This window comes from Bradyrhizobium sp. Crot121 (assembly GCF_059512385.1).
The window spans coordinates 1-16,882 of sequence record NZ_JCAMOR010000022.1; the positions used below are offsets into that span (position 1 = coordinate 1).

16 protein-coding genes are annotated in these 16,882 nt (G+C 63.8%); 4 read left to right on the plus strand and 12 right to left on the minus strand.

All coding sequences use genetic code 11. From position 1 onward, the window contains the following. Positions 1–131: 131 nt before the first annotated feature. The 8 genes from AC5ZGW_RS20140 to AC5ZGW_RS20175 all read right to left on the minus strand — a co-directional run bounded on the left by AC5ZGW_RS20140 (position 132) and on the right by AC5ZGW_RS20175 (position 8,593). Positions 132–398: a hypothetical protein gene (locus AC5ZGW_RS20140; RefSeq protein WP_028166669.1), complete on the minus strand. Its 267-nt coding sequence runs from the start codon at positions 396–398 to the stop codon at positions 132–134. A gap of 1,453 nt (positions 399–1,851) precedes the next feature. Continuing rightward, entirely contained in the window at positions 1,852–3,336 is a 1,485-nt protein-coding gene (gatB, locus tag AC5ZGW_RS20145; protein WP_130228443.1) for an Asp-tRNA(Asn)/Glu-tRNA(Gln) amidotransferase subunit GatB, read from the minus strand. Positions 3,337–3,452: 116 nt separating this feature from the next. Then, positions 3,453–4,850, minus strand: coding sequence for a patatin-like phospholipase family protein (locus AC5ZGW_RS20150; RefSeq protein ID WP_463327603.1), 1,398 nt, complete (start codon positions 4,848–4,850; stop codon positions 3,453–3,455). A 174-nt stretch (positions 4,851–5,024) separates the two neighbouring features. Next, entirely contained in the window at positions 5,025–5,306 is a 282-nt protein-coding gene (locus tag AC5ZGW_RS20155; protein ID WP_130228444.1) for a hypothetical protein, read from the minus strand. A 1-nt stretch (position 5,307) separates the two neighbouring features. Then, positions 5,308–6,783 (minus strand): Asp-tRNA(Asn)/Glu-tRNA(Gln) amidotransferase subunit GatA, encoded by a 1,476-nt coding sequence (gatA, locus tag AC5ZGW_RS20160; RefSeq protein WP_130228445.1) that lies wholly within the window; start codon positions 6,781–6,783, stop codon positions 5,308–5,310. After that, a complete protein-coding gene (locus tag AC5ZGW_RS20165) occupies positions 6,780–6,992 on the minus strand; it encodes a hypothetical protein (RefSeq protein WP_028166674.1) in 213 nt (70 codons plus the stop codon). The genes gatA and AC5ZGW_RS20165 overlap by 4 nt, the downstream gene beginning before the upstream one ends. A 33-nt stretch (positions 6,993–7,025) precedes the next feature. Next, positions 7,026–7,313, minus strand: coding sequence for an Asp-tRNA(Asn)/Glu-tRNA(Gln) amidotransferase subunit GatC (gene gatC / locus AC5ZGW_RS20170; RefSeq protein WP_028166675.1), 288 nt, complete (start codon positions 7,311–7,313; stop codon positions 7,026–7,028). A 203-nt stretch (positions 7,314–7,516) separates the two neighbouring features. Further along, positions 7,517–8,593, minus strand: coding sequence for an NAD(P)H-dependent flavin oxidoreductase (locus tag AC5ZGW_RS20175; protein ID WP_130228446.1), 1,077 nt, complete (start codon positions 8,591–8,593; stop codon positions 7,517–7,519). A 390-nt stretch (positions 8,594–8,983) separates the two neighbouring features. Between AC5ZGW_RS20175 and AC5ZGW_RS20180 the strand changes: the two genes are divergently transcribed. From AC5ZGW_RS20180 to AC5ZGW_RS20195, 4 genes are all read left to right on the plus strand, one after another. Beyond that, positions 8,984–9,874 (plus strand): LysR family transcriptional regulator, encoded by an 891-nt coding sequence (locus tag AC5ZGW_RS20180; protein ID WP_028166678.1) that lies wholly within the window; start codon positions 8,984–8,986, stop codon positions 9,872–9,874. 171 nt (positions 9,875–10,045) lie between these two features. Further along, on the plus strand, positions 10,046–10,981 hold the full coding sequence (locus tag AC5ZGW_RS20185; RefSeq protein WP_130228447.1) for a cyclase family protein: 936 nt from the start codon (positions 10,046–10,048) through the stop codon (positions 10,979–10,981). Between the two features lie 201 nt (positions 10,982–11,182). Then, positions 11,183–11,665: a Holliday junction resolvase RuvX gene (ruvX, locus tag AC5ZGW_RS20190; protein WP_130228448.1), complete on the plus strand. Its 483-nt coding sequence runs from the start codon at positions 11,183–11,185 to the stop codon at positions 11,663–11,665. 3 nt (positions 11,666–11,668) lie between these two features. Continuing rightward, the gene (locus AC5ZGW_RS20195) at positions 11,669–12,601 is read left to right on the plus strand and encodes an AEC family transporter (protein ID WP_130228449.1); all 933 of its coding nucleotides are present in this window, start codon (positions 11,669–11,671) and stop codon (positions 12,599–12,601) included. Positions 12,602–12,603: 2 nt separating this feature from the next. Here AC5ZGW_RS20195 and AC5ZGW_RS20200 read toward each other — a convergent pair whose 3' ends face one another. The 4 genes from AC5ZGW_RS20200 to AC5ZGW_RS20215 all read right to left on the minus strand — a co-directional run bounded on the left by AC5ZGW_RS20200 (position 12,604) and on the right by AC5ZGW_RS20215 (position 16,835). Beyond that, positions 12,604–13,347 carry a CPBP family intramembrane glutamic endopeptidase gene (locus tag AC5ZGW_RS20200; RefSeq protein ID WP_245474927.1) on the minus strand — a complete coding sequence of 248 codons (744 nt, stop codon included), beginning with the start codon at positions 13,345–13,347 and terminating at the stop codon, positions 12,604–12,606. A gap of 91 nt (positions 13,348–13,438) precedes the next feature. Continuing rightward, positions 13,439–14,206, minus strand: coding sequence for a CPBP family intramembrane glutamic endopeptidase (locus tag AC5ZGW_RS20205; RefSeq protein ID WP_130228450.1), 768 nt, complete (start codon positions 14,204–14,206; stop codon positions 13,439–13,441). A 146-nt stretch (positions 14,207–14,352) separates the two neighbouring features. Beyond that, positions 14,353–15,999 (minus strand): isovaleryl-CoA dehydrogenase, encoded by a 1,647-nt coding sequence (locus AC5ZGW_RS20210; protein ID WP_130228451.1) that lies wholly within the window; start codon positions 15,997–15,999, stop codon positions 14,353–14,355. Between the two features lie 122 nt (positions 16,000–16,121). Continuing rightward, on the minus strand, positions 16,122–16,835 hold the full coding sequence (locus AC5ZGW_RS20215) for a M15 family metallopeptidase (RefSeq protein ID WP_130228452.1): 714 nt from the start codon (positions 16,833–16,835) through the stop codon (positions 16,122–16,124). Positions 16,836–16,882 lie beyond the last annotated feature (47 nt).

The following is a 16,882-nucleotide window of genomic DNA, read 5'->3' on the forward strand; positions in this document are numbered from 1 at the left end:
GAAAAGCGGCCGCCCGAACCGTCGACGCTGTCTGCCTCGCCATCGGCCAGGTTCTGCAGCTCTTCACGCCCAAAGAACGCGCAAGCTACTTGGCAAACTCAGGATAGGCACGAACCTAACTTCATCACGCTCTAGTGCGCGGTCATCCAGGCGCGGGCTTCGCGCTGGGCGGCAGCGATCTCAGCTTCCGTCATCTGCTCGGCGATCTCGCGCCGCATCGCCATGGCATCCGTGCGGCCCTTCAGGGCGGCAAGGTTGAACCATTTGTGCGCCGCGACCAGGTTGACCACGCCGGAACGGCCGCTCGCCCAGTAGAGGCCACGCTCGAACAGCACGTCCGAGATCGCGGTCGCGTCCACCGGAATGGCCGTCTCCAGATTGATATGTCCCTGAAACATTCTCGTAGCTCCCCTTTTTATTGTTGGCCGCCCTCCCCCGAGCGCGGCCCCCGTCCACATCTAACGCCTTACTTCCCCTGCGCGCGATCAGCAAAAGTGGCATCCGGTTTTGCGTCCGATCGCGCGCCGCTTATGAAAAGAGCGCCTGATCTGATCGCCAAACCGCCTACACTTGGCGGATCAGGCGCTCGCCGTTTGCCGGCTTGTTGAGGGAGATCATGCCGGCCAAATTTGAAAAGCAGTTTAAGTATCGCGATGAACGGCGTGTAAACGCCCGGCGTGCGGCGAGTTCCCGAAATCCGAGAAGTGCCTGCAGCACAATGACTTATGCGCGATGGTGAAGTTCGGTTTACCCTGGCGGTTGGCGGAACGATAACCATCGCGCGCAAACGCCAACCGGACGCGGCTGCATCGCCGCCCGCCATACGGCAGCGGAAGCCAACCGGTCGTCATGTGGGGAGATCAGGCAACAAAAAAGCCGGCACCAAACGGCCGGCTATTGGAACGAGGGCGTCGGCGAACACGTCAGGATCAGATCTCACGATGGGCCTTGGGCCCTGTGAAATTGCGGAGCCGGATAAGTGGTCCGCACCGAACGAAGAAACCTGTTTCTTCTGCCGGACCGACTTCGAAGAGCGAACCCTTCTTGGAAAGGCGATCCAGCCGTTTGACCTGATGTCTCGCCGACACCCTCTTTCGTCAACCGGAGCCGCCTGGGTGGATCGCTTCAAGGAAGCAGATCGTCCGAAGGTCCGGGTGACGGGCCGGCGTCAACCCGCCGGCATCCTCTCTCGGGCGAGAGTTACTTCTTCTTCTTCGCGACCTTCTTGGTCTTCTTCGCAGTCTTCTTCACTGCGCTCTTCGCCTTCTTCGCCTTCTTCGCTTTCTTCGCCATGTTGCCCTCCAATGAGATGGCTATACTTCGCTGCGTGCACTCGGGAATCGAGATGCACTGCATCCCGAATACACCAACACATCGAAAAAAACAGCGTCCAGCTTAAGGAAGTGTTGATGTTACGAGGCGCGAGAAGTATGCGCGCGCCAAGCGCACGCGCGACGTTGCGCTGACGCACTGATGCAGGAAATGCAGAGTCGATCGACATCGACACTCATCGCGAATGCAAAAAGTGCCTGTGCCACAGGCATTTCTTGAATCGTCGCTTCTTCGCGCGCGATCTGACTGACATGTCGACAAGACTCACCGAGCGGGCTGAGAACACCTCGCGCAGGCGTCGAGTCGCCAATTCCGGCGCCAAAAAAAAATTCGTGGGTAAGCCCTGCCAGCGGCATCTCCGCCTGCCGAAACGGCCTTTCCGGACGAATCGCGGTCGGCCGATTCGGTGAAGCGATGATCCCGACGCGGTGATCGAAGGCGCGAGAAGCGAGCCGCGGACGCCTCCGCGCATCGTACAGAGTGCGTGCCGCGATGCCGTTCGCGTCCGCGCGCGAGGTGTCAGAGGCCGAGCTTCGCCTTCAGGAGATCGTTCACGGCCTGCGGGTTGGCCTTGCCGCCGGACGACTTCATCACCTGTCCGACGAACCAGCCGATCATCTGCGGCTTCGCTTTCGCCTGCGCCACCTTGTCCGGATTGGCGGCGACGATGTCGTCGACCACCTTCTCGATCGCACCCAAGTCGGTGACCTGCTTCATGCCGCGCGCTTCGACCAGCGCACGGGGATCGCCGCCTTCCTGCCAGACGATCTCGAACAGGTCCTTGGCGATCTTGCCGGAAATCGTCCCCTCGCCGATCAGCTCAACAATCGCGGCAAGCTGCTCGGATGAGACGGGCGAGCCCGTAATATCCCGGCCTTCCTTGTTGAGGCGGCCGAACAGTTCGTTGATCACCCAGTTGGCGGCGAGCTTGCCGTCGCGCGCACGGTCGGCGAGGCGGGCAAGCACCGCCTCATAGAACTCGGCGCTCTCGCGCTCGGCCACCAGCACGCCGGCGTCATAGGGTGACAGCGCCAAGTCGGCAATGAAGCGCGCCTTCTTCTGGTCCGGCAGCTCGGGCAGCGTCGTCTTCAGCTCGTCGACGAACGCCTGGCTGAATTCGAGCGGTAGCAGGTCCGGGTCGGGAAAATAACGATAGTCGTGCGCCTCTTCCTTGGAGCGCATCGAGCGCGTTTCGCCCTTGCCCGGATCGAACAGCCGCGTCTCCTGGTCGATGGAGCCGCCGTCCTCGAGGATCTCGATCTGCCGCCGCGCCTCATACTCGATCGCCTGGCCGATGAAGTTGACCGAGTTCATGTTCTTGATTTCGCAGCGGGTGCCGAGCGGACCGCCGGGCCGGCGCACCGAGACGTTGACGTCGGCGCGCAGATTGCCCTTCTCCATGTCGCCGTCGCAGGTGCCGAGATAGCGCAGGATCGAGCGCAGCTTGGCGACGTAGGCCTTTGCCTGCTCGGCATCGCGGATGTCAGGCTTGGAGACGATCTCCATCAGCGCGACGCCGCAGCGGTTAAGGTCGACATAGGACATCGTCGGCGACTGATCGTGCAGCAACTTGCCGGCGTCCTGCTCCAGGTGCAGCCGCTCGATGCCGATGGTGACGCTGCGGCCGCCCTCGAGCTCGAGCTCGACCTCGCCCTCGCCGACGATCGGCGATTTGTACTGGCTGATCTGGTAGCCCTGCGGCGAGTCCGGATAGAAATAGTTCTTGCGGTCGAACACCGAGCGCAGGTTGATCCTGGCATTCAGCCCAAGCCCGGTGCGCACCGCCTGCCGCACGCATTCCTCGTTGATCACGGGGAGCATGCCCGGCATCGCACCGTCCACCAGCGAGACATGGCTGTTCGGCTCGCCGCCGAACGCGGTCGAGGCGCCCGAGAACAGCTTTGAATTGGAGACGACCTGGGCATGGATCTCCATGCCGATCACCATCTCCCAGTCGCCGGTCGCGCCCTTGATGAGCTTGTGTGATGTGACAGGTGCGTTCATTGGTCTCGGTTTCCAAACAATTGATATCTGGGACTGCTTTCGGCTTCGCGCAACCGACCGCGCCAGTCAAGCCGGAGAGCATGATCCGGAAAGGATCATGCTCGGTTTTTGAGCGATCAAAGCCCGCGTCGAAACGCCTGGTAGGACTTGCTCAGGCGGAGCGCGTCGGCCCCGCCTGCGATCAGGAGGTCGACCTGTTCCGGCGGCAGTGCGAACCGCGTCGGGATCGCATTCAGGATGCCCGCGCGCTCTTCGCCCAACTGGTCGAAGCCGAGCCGCTCGACGTAGATGTGGATGTCACCGCATTGCCAGTTGCCGCCGACGCCAAGGCGGGCGCGATCCGCCGCCGACAGTCCACACCGCCACCGCTTCAGCTTGCCCGACCATTCGGTGGCAAGCCCGGAGAATGCCGCGTAGCTCGAGCGCACGCTGGCATCGATGGCGGTGTCGGCCGCTGCCGCAACCAGCTCGGCCCCGCTCGGGCCTTCGAGGCGCTGTGCGAAATCGCCGGATATGCCGCGCCCGGCATCGACCACCATGAACAGGATCCGCTGGAGCTTCACCGCCTGCCGCTCCGTCAACGGCTGGTACGGCCGCTCCGCGGCCAACAGCCCGATGGTGAGACCGGACAGGCCAAAATTGTCGACAAGACCGCCGTCCAGCAGCTTCACGTAGCGCATGGAGCCGTCGCGGTAGCGCGCATTGGCCTCGGCGAACGAGCGCAGCAATGGCTGCGCATTCGGATCGCGCCGCACGCGTTCGAGCCAGGCCGGCAGCGGCTTCGAGCACCCGCCGGGATAGGTCTCCAGCACGATCGGCGCGAACGCCAGCGGCACCGCCGCCGATGCGGCAACCGCTTCCGACACACGGTAGGAGCGGATGTCGCTGCACAGCGCGTCGAAGGAGGTCTTTCCGAACACGAAGGGCGTGCGGTTATAGATGTCGGAGGCGTTGATCCAGACCTTCGGCCGCCGGTCCTCGCGCAGCGCATCGAAGCGCGCGCCGTCGAACAGGTTCTGGTCCAGCCACTCGGTGAGCTGGCTGTTGTTGACGCCGCCGGCGAGCGCTCGGCCGATATTGCCGAGCGAGACATTGGTCCTCAGCCCCTCCTCCGCATTGCGCAACAGGAAGCGTTCGCGGAAATCGTCGAGCGCGGCGCGCTTCTTCAAACCGAAATAGGCGGCGGTGATCGAACCGCCTGATACACCGGAGACGAAGTCGACGCGATCGAGCAGCGTTTTCGCCTGACCGGAGCCGCCGTGAGAGCGATCGAGCTCCTTGAGCACGCCGAACGAGAAAGCCGCCGCCCGCGTGCCGCCGCCCGAGAAGGACAGCGCGACCAACACGTCGTCATCATAGCGTGGAATGTCAGCCCCGAGATTGCTATCGGCGAGCGCGTTGGCAAGCGGCACGTTGCTCGGCAAATTGTAGACCGTTGCGCATCCGGCAAGCGCCACTGCAAAACTGGCCGCCAGTACCGTCGACAGCCACGCCCCTATACCCGATCTACCCACAAACGCCCTCTTGCCCGCAGGCCCCCGCCACGCTTCCCCTCAGCCTATCGCGGGCAATCTGGGCGCCCGCGTGGCGCGGAAACAGGGCAATGTCTATACGAGCCAATTGAAGCCCGGTCCGGTAAAGAAACCGCGTCAAAATGAACCACGGAAAGCCTTCACAACTTGGAGAGGTTAGCCGAGCAGCGCGGTGACGATCCGCTCCCACTCGGCATCGACTCCATCCTTGGCGACCGGCTGGCCTGCCTGACGGTACCAGTAAGCGGCATTGCCGAGATCACCCTCGACGCGGTGCAGATAGGCGTGCACCCAGGCGGCCTCGGCGGTGCTTTCGTCCTGCACGATGCGGTGCGCCTGGTCCCAATCGCCTTTCGCCGCCCACCACAGCGCCGCCAGCGGCGGCGGCAGCGAAGGCTCCGGCGCGGCGTCGTTGAGGCTGGCGCGGAAATCCGCCATCTCACCACCATCTCGGCGGCGTGAAGTGTCCGGCCGCCTGCTCGATCACTTCGCCGAGCGAGAACAGCGTCTCTTCATCGAAGGTGCGCCCGATCAGTTGCAGACCGAGCGGCAAGCCTTGCGCATCCTTGCCGGCGGGGACCGCGATGCCGGGCAGGCCCGCCATGTTCACGGTCACCGTGAAGATGTCGTTGAGATACATCTCGACCGGATCAGCGCCGCCCTTCTCGCCGACGCCAAACGCCGCCGACGGCGTTGCCGGCGTCAGGATCGCGTTCACGCCCTTGGCGAAGCAGTCCTCGAAATCCTTCTTGATCAGTGTGCGCACCTTCTGCGCCCGCAGGTAATAGGCGTCGTAATAGCCGGCCGAGAGCACATAGGTACCGATCATGACGCGGCGACGCACCTCATCGCCAAACCCATCGGCGCGGCTGTTCTCATACATCTCGCCGATGCTGCGGCCGGGCACGCGCAGGCCGTAGCGAACGCCGTCGTAGCGCGCCAGGTTCGAGGAGGCTTCCGCCGGCGCCACGATGTAATACGCCGGCAGTGCGTATTTGGTGTGCGGCAGCGACACTTCGACCAGCTCGGCACCTGCCGCCTTCAACCATGCCGCGCCATCGCTCCAGAGCTTCTCGATCTCGGCCGGCATGCCGTCGAGGCGGTACTCCTTGGGGATGCCGATCTTCATCCCCTTCACCGACTTGCCGATCGCAGCCTCGTAATCGGGCACGCCGATATTAACCGAAGTCGTGTCCTTCGGATCATGCCCCGCCATCGAGCGCATCAGGATCGCGGAATCGCGCACCGTGCGCGCGATCGGACCAGCCTGGTCGAGCGAGGATGCGAATGCAACGATGCCCCAGCGCGAGCAGCGGCCATAGGTCGGCTTCACCCCGACCGTCGCCGTGAACGCCGCCGGCTGGCGGATCGAGCCGCCGGTATCGGTTGCGGTTGCGCCCATGCACAGCAATGCCGCGACGGCGGATGCCGAACCGCCCGAGGAGCCGCCCGGCACCAGATGCGTGTTGGAGCCCTCGCGCCGCCATGGATTGACCACCGGGCCGAAGCAGGAGGTCTCGTTCGACGAGCCCATCGCGAACTCGTCATTGTTGAGCTTGCCGAGTAGGATCGCACCGTCGCGCCAGAGCTGCGAGGTCACGGTCGATTCGTAAGGCGGCACGAAATTGCCGAGGATCTTCGAGCAGGCGGTGGTGCGGATATCGCGCGTCGCGAACAGGTCCTTGATGCCGAGCGGGATGCCGGCGAGCGGACCGCCCTCGCCCTTGCCGATCTGCTTGTCCGCGGCGTCAGCCATCTCGCGCGCGCGATCCGGCGTCTCCAGCACATAGGCGTTGAGCACGCGCGCCGCCTCGATCGCAGCAAGATGCGCATCGGTGAGCTCGCGCGCGGTGAAGGACTTGTTCGTCAGGCCCTCGCGGGCCTCGGCGATCGTCAGCGATGTCAAATCGGTCATTTATTGATCGGGCTGCAGAAGAACGGAGACAGGGTCTTGTCGTCGGCGGGATCGTCTTTCTTGGCGCGCGCCTTGTCGGCGGCCTCGAGCTGATCGAGCACGGTTTGCATCACCGCATTCGGATCGGCGGCCTTGCCCTGCCGCTCCATCACGTCGAGATAGTTCATGTAGGCCTGATAGGCCTTTTCATCGTCGCAGAGCAGACACATCGGACTTCCCGCAAAACAAGTAGAGAGAGGAGCTTACTCGACGACCTTCGGCACCAGGAAGAAGTGATTCTCGGTGGCCGGCGCATTGCGGACGATATCATCCGCAATCTCGCCGTCATTGACCACGTCGGCGCGCTTCTTCATCTCCATGGGCGTCACCGAGGTCATCGGCTCGACGCCCTCGACATTCACCTCCGAAAGCTGCTCGACGAAGGCGAGCATCGCGTTCAGCTCGCCCTGCAGATGGGGAACTTCAGCCTCGGAGACCGCGATCCGCGCAAGTTGCGCGATGCGGCGGACGGTCGTGGCGTCGACTGACATTATATATGGCCTTTGGGCAGCAAGATCAGCCCGCCGTATAGCAGACGCCGGTTTTGAGCCGCAACCCGCAGCCATTCACCTCTCCCGAAGGGAGAGGTCGCGCAAAGCGCCGGTGAGGGGCTACGGTCCCTCATTAGAGCCGCGGCCCCTCACCCGATTTGCTGCGCAAATCGACCTCTCCCCGCCGGGGAGAGGTAAAGAAGCTAGCGGCCCAAGGCCCCCATCCGCGCCAGCGCCTCGCTGGCCAATGTCCGGGTCAGCTCGTCCGCCGGCAGTTCGCGGCCCAATGGCAGCGCCTGTCCGGCCCACATATTGGTGAAATCGACCCTGCCGAGTTTTTCGGCAGCCACCTTCAGCGGCGCCAGCGCGGTTGCGGCATGCGGAAAGGCAGGCGCGTCCGGCGAGATCGGCCCGATCTCGGACATCGCGCGGTTGGCGACCCCGCGCGCCGGCCGCCCGGTCATCACATTGGTGATCACGGTTGAATCGTCCTTCGCCTGCGCCAGCGCGGCACGCGCCGCCGGCCCCACCCTGGATTCCGGGCAGCGCAGATAGGCGCTCCCGATCTGCACGCCGGAGGCGCCCAGTGCGAACGCCGCCGCGATCCCGCGCCCGTCCGCGATCCCGCCGGCCGCGATCACCGGCACTTTCACCGCATCGACGACCTGCGGCAGCAGCGCGAAGAGGCCGGGCTGCTCGGCAATATTGTCGGTCAGGAACATGCCGCGATGACCGCCCGCCTCGGCGCCTTGCGCGATGATGACATCGGCGCCGTGCTGCTCGAGCCAGACCGCTTCCTTCACGATGGTCGCCGACGCCATCACGATCGCGCCCGCATCCTTCACCCGCTTCAGCAGCCGCTCCTCCGGCAGGCCGAAATGGAAGCTGATGACTTCCAGCTTCAGTTCCTCGACCACTTCGCACATCGCGTCATCGAACGGCGCACGGTTGGCGGCGTTGACGGGCGCCGCGGGATCCAGCCCAAGCTCTTTGTAATACGCCGCAAGCCGCGCCTTCCAGCGCGCCTCGTGCTGCGGATCCGGATCGTCCGGCTGGTGGCAGAAGAAGTTCATGTTGATCGGCGCGGAGACGCGCTGGCGGATGATGTTGACCTGCTCGCGCGCCTTCTCCGCGGTGAGCATCGCACAGGGCAATGAGCCGAGCGCACCGCCTTGCGCGGCGGCGATCACGAGATCTGCATCCATCACGCCGGCCATCGGCGCCAGCACGATCGGAAACTCGGTCTTGAACAGATCGACAATTCGGCGGTCCGGCCACATGATTCAGCTCTTTCGTTGGCTCGTTGCTTGTAACCTTCTCCCACAAGGGGACAAGGCGAGATGCGTCGAACACACCTTCTCCCCTTGTGGGAGAAGGTGGCGCGGATGCAATCCGCGCCGGATGAGGGGTTCTCTCCACGGGCGCACGTGTTCGTGGAGAGAACCCCTCACCCAAGCGAGTTCGGTCGCAGCCGCCGGAGCTGCCCTCTCCCACAAGGGGCGAGGGCGCATCAACCGGCAGCATCGAGCCGTGATGAATTCAGCACGAAAGCGAACGTAGGATATTGCCCGGGACCCCATCTCGACAGCCACACTAGACAGAGCTACCATTCTCTCGAAATGAATACTTGAGAACGCTGCCATCTCAATAATGAAACGCAGGCCGCGATCATGGAACTCACCGACCTCCAGACCTTTGCAACGGTCGCCCGTCTTGGCGGCATCACGCGCGCCGCCGATGAGCTGCACACCGTACAGTCCAACGTGACCCAGCGGATCAAAGCGCTCGAGGCCGAGATCGGCACGGCGCTGTTCGAGCGGCACAGCCGCGGCATGACGTTGACCGGCGCCGGACGGCGGCTGCTCCCTTATGCGCAACGCATGGCCGCACTCTCGCGCGAAGCATTGCTCGCCGCCCGCGATGATGGCGAGCCGAAGGGACCGCTCGCGATCGGCTCCATGGAAACGACGGCCGCCGTCCGCCTGCCGGTGCTGCTTGCCGATTTCCATCGCCGCTTTCCGGCGGTACGCCTCACCCTGAAGACCGCGACCACAACCGATCTCGTCACCGCCGTGCTCGACGGCACGCTGGACGGCGCCTTCGTCGCCGGTCCGATCGATCACGCCGAGCTCACTTCCACCCTCGCTTTCCGCGAAGAGCTGGTGCTGGTCACCGCGCGCCGCTGGGCCAGCCTCGCCGCCTTGCGCGCAGGCACGTCGGAGTCCGGACCGACCGCGCTGGTATTCCGCACCGGCTGCACCTATCGCCAGCGGCTCGAGCAGATCTTCACCGACTTCGGCTGGCCGTCGGCCGCACGCTTCGAGCTCGGCACGCTCGACGGCATGGTCGGCTGCGTCGCCGCCGACATGGGCGTGACGCTGTTGCCGCGGGTCGTCGTCGAGCGCAACGCGTTGCATGCCAGCGTCAGCATCCACACGCTCGATCCATCCTATGCCCGCGCCGAAACCATCTTCATCCAGCGCCGCAGCGCCCATCAATACAGCGCGCTGCAGAGTTTTGCCGCCTGTCTCGACAAGGACGATCAGGTCATCGCGGCCTGACTGCCCGTTCCGCTCCGCGAAATTCGCAATGCCATTTTTCTGTGACGGAGCCACACGCTTCGCGCGTGCGAGCACACGTCATCAAAAATTTTTGGATCGTTGTGCGCGTCTACGTTAGTATGTGGCGCTTTCTACCAACAACCATAACGTCAACATCTGGGAGGGACTGCGATGCGCACCGCATTCGTGTTGTGCTGTTCTGTTGCCTTGTTGGCTACGGTGGGAACGGCAAGCGCACAAGACTGGACCAAGTCGAAATGGGGGCCGAACGACGAGATCGGCGCCGCCAACTACATGACGCCCGAGCTCGTCGTCAAAGCCGCGTCATTGGTGAAGACCGGCAAGACCTACGCGCTCGGCATTCCCGTCGACACCAAGACGCCGGCCTATCCGCCGCGCAGCTTCAAGATCACCATCGTCCAGCCCGGACAGGCCGGCAGCTCCGGCATCGGTCCGAACAAGGCAACCTACAATGACGATATCATCGATACCTGGGTCGGCATCGGCAGCCAGCTCGACGGGCTCGGCCATCTCGGCATCGAGCACGTCTACTACAACGGCAACAAGCTCGCCGATTTTGCCGATCCCACCGGGTTGAAGAAGCTCGGCATCGAGAAGGTGCCGCCGATGGTCGCCCGCGGCGTGCTGCTCGACATGGCCGCCTACTACAACACCGACGTGGTCAAGGAAGGCACCGCCTTCAACGTCAAGGAGATCGAGGAAGTCGCGAAGAAACAGGGTGTCGAGATCCGCCAGGGCGACGTCGTGATCTTCCACACCGGCTGGCTCAGCCTGATCGGCAAGGACGACAAGCGCTATTCCGCCGGCGAACCCGGCCTCGGGGTTGAGGGTGCCAATTATCTCACCGGCAAGGGCGTGGTTGCCGTTGGTGCTGATACCTGGGCAGTCGAGGTGCTGCCGTTCGAATCCAAGAATGTGTTCGAGGTGCATCAGATCCTGCTGGCGAAGAACGGCACCTATATCCTCGAGAACATGGACACCGCCGAGCTCGCCAAGGACAAGGGATATGAGTTCCTGTTCGTGCTCGGCCAGCCACGCTGGCGTGGCGGCGTGCAGAGCATGATCAACCCCATCGCAATCCGGTAGCCCCGAGGCACGCTGCCGGTTTCACCTCTCCCATCGGGAGAGGTCGGCGCACAGCGCCGGGTGAGGGGTCACGGTCTCTCATGGGCACCTGCGCCCCCTCACCCGGATCGCATCTAGCGATGCGATCCGACCTCTCCCCGCTGGGGAGAGGTGAAGAGAGCGCTTTGCCTCCGCACTGCACCACGTGTTAAGCGCATCGTCATGCCCGCCCCTGTCCTCCCCCTGATCGAAGCTGTCGCGCACTGGCCCGAGCGCGGCGCGTTGATCGGGCTCGATCTCGGAACCAAGACCATCGGCGTTGCCGTCTCCGATCCCGATCGGCGGCTGGCGACCGGCGTCGAAACCATCCAGCGCAAGGCGTTCAAGGCTGACGCGGCGCGGTTGCTGGTGATCGCCGGCGAACGCAACGTGGTCGGCTTCGTGCTTGGGCTTCCCATCAACATGGACGGCAGCGAGGGGCCGCGAGCGCAATCGACCCGCGCCTTCGCGCGCAACCTCTCCAACCTGACCACGCTCGCGATCGGGCTCTGGGACGAGCGGCTCTCGACGGCGGCCGTCGAGCGCGAATTGATCGGCCTGGATGTCAGCCGCGCCAAGCGCGCCGAGGTGATCGACGAGCACGCCGCGATCTTCATCCTGCAAGGTGCGCTGGATCGGCTGGCAAAATTGCGGGGCGAGCGCTGAAGCATGGCCGTCGTCATCGCGGCGCTCTTGCCGACATTCCTCTTGATCGCGCTCGGCTTCATCCTGAAGCGGACGCTGCTCAAGCCCGAGATGCAATGGCAGGGCCTGGAACGGCTGACCTATTACGTGCTGTTCCCCGTGCTCTTGATCCAGACGCTGGTGAAGGCCGACCTGACAAAGGTGCCGATCGGCGGTGTCGGCGGCGCGCTGTTCCTCTCGGCGCTGGCGATGTCGCTACTGTGCCTCGCACTGCGCCCGCTACTCGCGCGCAGCGGCGTCGACGGTCCTGCCTTCACCTCGGTGTTCCAGGGCGCCACCCGCTGGCAGACCTATGTCGCGCTCGCGGTGTCCGGTGCCCTCTACGGCGATGTCGGACTCGCGCTCGCTTCGGTGGCGATGGTCGCGATCATTCCACTGGTCAATGTGTTCAGCGTCTCCGTGCTCGCGCACTACGCCGCGCCGCAAAAGCAGTCGGCGGGCGCCATCGTCATGACGGTGGTGAAGAACCCGCTGATCTGGGCCTGCGTCGTCGGGCTCCTTCTGAACGTGACCCACTTCCCGCTGCCAAAGCTCTGGCATGACGTCGCAGACGCGCTCGGCCGCTCCTCGCTTGCGATCGGCCTGCTCGTCACCGGCGCCGGCCTGCATCTCGAAGGCATGTTCCGTCCGAACCTCGCCGCCAGCATCACGGTGTTCCTGAAACTGATCGCCATGCCCATACTCACCGTGACGCTCGGGCTCGCGTTCGGCCTATCCGGTCCGAGCCTGGTCATCGTCGCCGTCGGCTCGGCGGTCCCCACTTCCTCATCGGCCTACGTGCTCGCCCGCCAGATGGGCGGCGATGCGCCGCTGCTCGCGCAGATCATCACGCTGCAAACGATTCTGGCGGCGATCACGATGCCCGTTGTCATCGCGCTCGCTGCAAGCGGGCGCTAGGCTTACAATAATAGCCAAATGAAGAGGGCGAACATATTCATGGCTGAATGAGCCATTACTGCCAACAAAGTCGAGTTGCTGCGCCAGCGAAAGTAACCGAGAAAAATACCCGAGACGAAGAGACAGAAACGCCCAAGCCAATCATATTGAGTATGGAGTATCGCCCATACTATTGATGTCAGAACAATCGCGCCGGTCGGGCCGAGGAAGGACTGCGACCAGCCACGAAACATAAAACCACGAAAGAGAAATTCTTCCATTAGCGGCGCTGCAATGCAGGCGGAGATCAAATAAATGAACAAACCGTCGGCTCCCACGGCCCGGAAATCAGAATCGACAGGAGCGTCCCTGGTGGCACCAACGACCACACTCTCCACCACCAAGAATATGGTCGTGATTACGAGAGCACGTCGGAGTTCAATTGGATTTGGCCACTTCAACGCAAGATATTCGGCGAACTCCCGGCGGGCCATCCAGATGGCGATCCCAAGCACCGCGATCGCAGGTGGACTTGCCAGAATGCTGGCGGCGCTTTCCAAACTATTCTGGATCACCCCTGTTCGAAGTTGCGCAGGTGACAATATCTTGCCGGCTAGGTCCGATATGATATTGAAGAAAAAGTCCGATGCGAAAATGAAAGCGCCGTAAGCGATCAGGCTGACGAACGTCGTCTCCATGAAGTCCCAGGTTCGCGGCGGCCGTGGCGAGACCGAGGCCGGCGACTTGGCTTTTTCGAAGTCCGACATATCGATTTTTCCGCGACAAAGTCGCAGCGAAGGTGGGCTGAGCCTCTACCTAGCACGTCCGGCGATCATCCTGCCAGTGGGGTGCGAGGAGCTACGACTGCCCGGCCAGCCACAATGTCTGCAGCGTCGCCGCAAGATTGTTCAGCCCGTGCAGCACGATCGTGAGCCAGGTCGAGTTAAAGCGGTAGCGCAGATACCCGAACACGAGCCCGATCGAAAACACCTCGCTCAGGAAGAACCAGTCGTATTGCAAATGGAGCAAGGTCCAGACGAGCGACGACAGCAGAATCGCGCCTCCGGGCCGCAGGGCGGTTTCCGACCAGCCGCGATAGAGGAAGCCGCGAGCGAGAAGCTCTTCCGATACCGGGGCGGCGACGCAGAACGCGATGACGAGCAGCCAAAGCGCGCCTTCGGCCTGCGCCGATTTCATCACCTCGCCCATGAAGCCCGGCGAGGCTTCGCGGCCAACCGCGCGCAAGATGAGATCCCATACGCCAACCAATAGCGCCAGCGCGACCACGCCGATGGCGAAACTCTTCCAGGAGGTCCAGCGCAGCGCAAGATAATCGACAAAGGAAGTCCGGCTCGGACGGATCGCGATCCAGAGCGTCAGCAGCACTCCCGGCAATCCCGTGATGACCGAGAGCGCAATCGTCAAGCCCCCGCCGATCGTCTGGATGACCGATGCGATACTGGACGCATCCTGCTTAAGCATGAAGTAGATGACGACGGCGAGCTGCCCGAGGAACATGCCGCCGAACACGAACAACCCCCACAGCGTCGTACCCCAGAATTTCCAGATCCGCGGCGGCGGTGGAGCGGTGGTCAGCGGAGGATTATCGGGACTGAGGACATCCATCAGCTAACTCTCGATCGATTGCGCGCCTGTCGCCTCCACAACGTCATGGCCGGGCTCGTCCCGGCCATCCACGTCCCTTTTTCTCTGCGTCGCACGAGAGGCGTGGATGCCCGGGTCAAGCCCGGGCATGACGGAGTGTGTGTCATTCAATGTGGCAGCGCCCGCTCCAGCAGCGCGCGCATGTCGCTCTCGGCAATGTCCACCGCGCCGTACATGCCCGCATGCGTGGTCGCGAGCCGTGTCGCCGCGAACAGTTCGGCGTGACGCGGCATCACGGCATTGAGCGCGGCGCTCGCGGCAAGCAGCGCCAGTTTTTCGACTGCAAGCCGCGCGACGCGCTCGCTATCCGGTCTGCGGAACGCCTTGCCGATGAAGGCCACCGCCTCGCTTGCGCCGGGCAGGCCCTGCGTCTGCCCGGCCAATTCCTGCAGGATCGCCGATGCAGCATCCGCCTCGCGCGAGAGCGCGCGCAGCACGTCGAGGCACATCACATTGCCCGAGCCTTCCCAGATCGCATTGACCGGCGCCTCCCGGTAATGCCGCGCCAGAATGCCCTCCTCGACATAGCCGTTGCCGCCGAGGCACTCCATCGCCTCGTAGAGGAAGCCGGGCGCGCTCTTGCAGGTCCAGTATTTGATCGCGGGCGTGAGCAGCCGCATATAGGCGGCTTCCTTAGGCTCATCCGGTGTGCGGTCGAACGCGCGGCAGAGCCGCATCACCAGCGCAACCGTCGCCTCGACATGCAGCGCCATGTCCGACAGCACCGCCTGCATCAGCGGCTGGTCGGCGAGATGCTTCTGGAACACGCTGCGATGGCGCGCGTGATGCAGCGCGTGGGCAAGCCCCGAGCGCATCAGGCCGGCAGAGGCGATCGCGCAATCCTGCCGGGTCAGTTGCACCATCTGGATGATGGTGCGGATGCCCTTGCCCTCCTCGCCGATGCGCTCGGCATAGGCGCCGTGGAATTCCACCTCCGACGACGCATTCGAGCGGTTGCCGAGCTTGTCCTTCAGGCGTTGGAAACGGATGGCGTTCACGGACCCATCCGGCGCAAAGCGCGGCATGAAGAAGCAGCTCAGGCCCTCCTCGGCCTGCGCCAGCACCAGGAACGCGTCGCACATCGGCGCCGACATGAACCATTTGTGTCCGGTGATGCGATACGCATCGCCATCGCGCGCCGCGCGCGTCATGTTGGCCCGCACGTCGGTGCCGCCCTGCTTCTCGGTCATGCCCATGCCGAGCGTCACGCCGCGCTTCTCCCACCAGGGCACGAAACTCGGATCATAGGAACGCGTGGCGATCACCGGCATCGTCCTTGCGAGGAGATCCGGCTGCGACGCCAGCGCCGCGACGGCGGCGCGGGTCATGGTGATCGGGCAGAGATGTCCGGTCTCGACCTGTGCAGCGATGTAGAATTTCGCCGCGCGCACCACCTCCGCCGCGCCGCCCGCGGGCTTGCCCTGCGCGGTCCAGGTCGAGTTGTGCACACCGGCATGGGCGCTATGCGCCATCAGTTCGTGATAGGCCGGATGAAACTCGACCACATCACGGCGGTTGCCGCGGGAATCGAAGGTGCGCAGTTTCGGCGTGTTCTCATTGGCGATGCGCCCCCGCTCCGCCATCGCCGCCGAGCCCCACTGCTCGCCGAATTGTGCGAGCTCGCCCTGTGCCGAGCCGCCGCCATTGGCGGCCACCGCCTCGACCAGCGGCTTGTCGAGCGTGAACAGATCGACATCCTCGAACGGCGGCGACTGGTTGAAGACCTCGTGGGTCGAGAAGATGGCTTGGGTCATGACGCTTCCTGAAAGCCGGAACTAGAGCATGATCCGGAAAAGTGGACACCGGTTTTCCGAAAAGATCATGCTCAAACAAAGGACTAGAGCGGGATGACGATTCGAAGAGCAGTCATCACGCTCTAGCGGCGCGGCGGAATCGGGAAATCATAGGCCTGACCGCCCCCGCCGGGCAGCGAAAAATGCCACCACTCCTTGGAATAGTTGACAAAACCCTGTCGCGCCATCGCTGCGACGAGCATCCTGCGCCACCGCCGCTGCGACCGATTGATCGAGGCTGCGGCGGTATGCGCCTTGACGTCGGAGCAATCATAGCCGGTGCCCATGTCGACGCTGCCTTCCGGTGCCCGCCTTTCCACTGTTGCCGTGCAGTCGGCATAGTCTCTCGCGGGATCGAACTTGCCGGAATTGTCGGCGGCAAGATCCACCAGCGTCAGGTCGAGCGCGGCCCCGGTCGAATGGCCGGAACGCGCGGCGATATAGCCGAGCCGGAACAGATCGGCCTTCCTGAACGCCGGATTGTAGCGCTTGCCGGCGACCGTCTCCTTGCCATCCCTCGACCACGCCACCATGTCGGAGACCGCCCGCACCGGGCGGTAGCAATCGAACATCTTCAATGAGAGCCTTTGTGCCGCGAGTTCCTGCTGCACGGCCTTCAGCCTAAGCCCGACCTCGCGCTTCACGACGCATTCCGCCGCGCCGTAGCCCCTGAGCGGCCGGCCGACGAAATTGTTCGGGCCGGCATATCGGATGTCCTGGACGATCGTGGAATCGATGTCGCGCAGGAACACGAAACCGCCCGGCAGGGTTTGCGCGCGGGCTGCCGAAATCGACATGGCTGCCACAATTCCGATGAGTATCGCTTTCACGAGGACCTACCCAC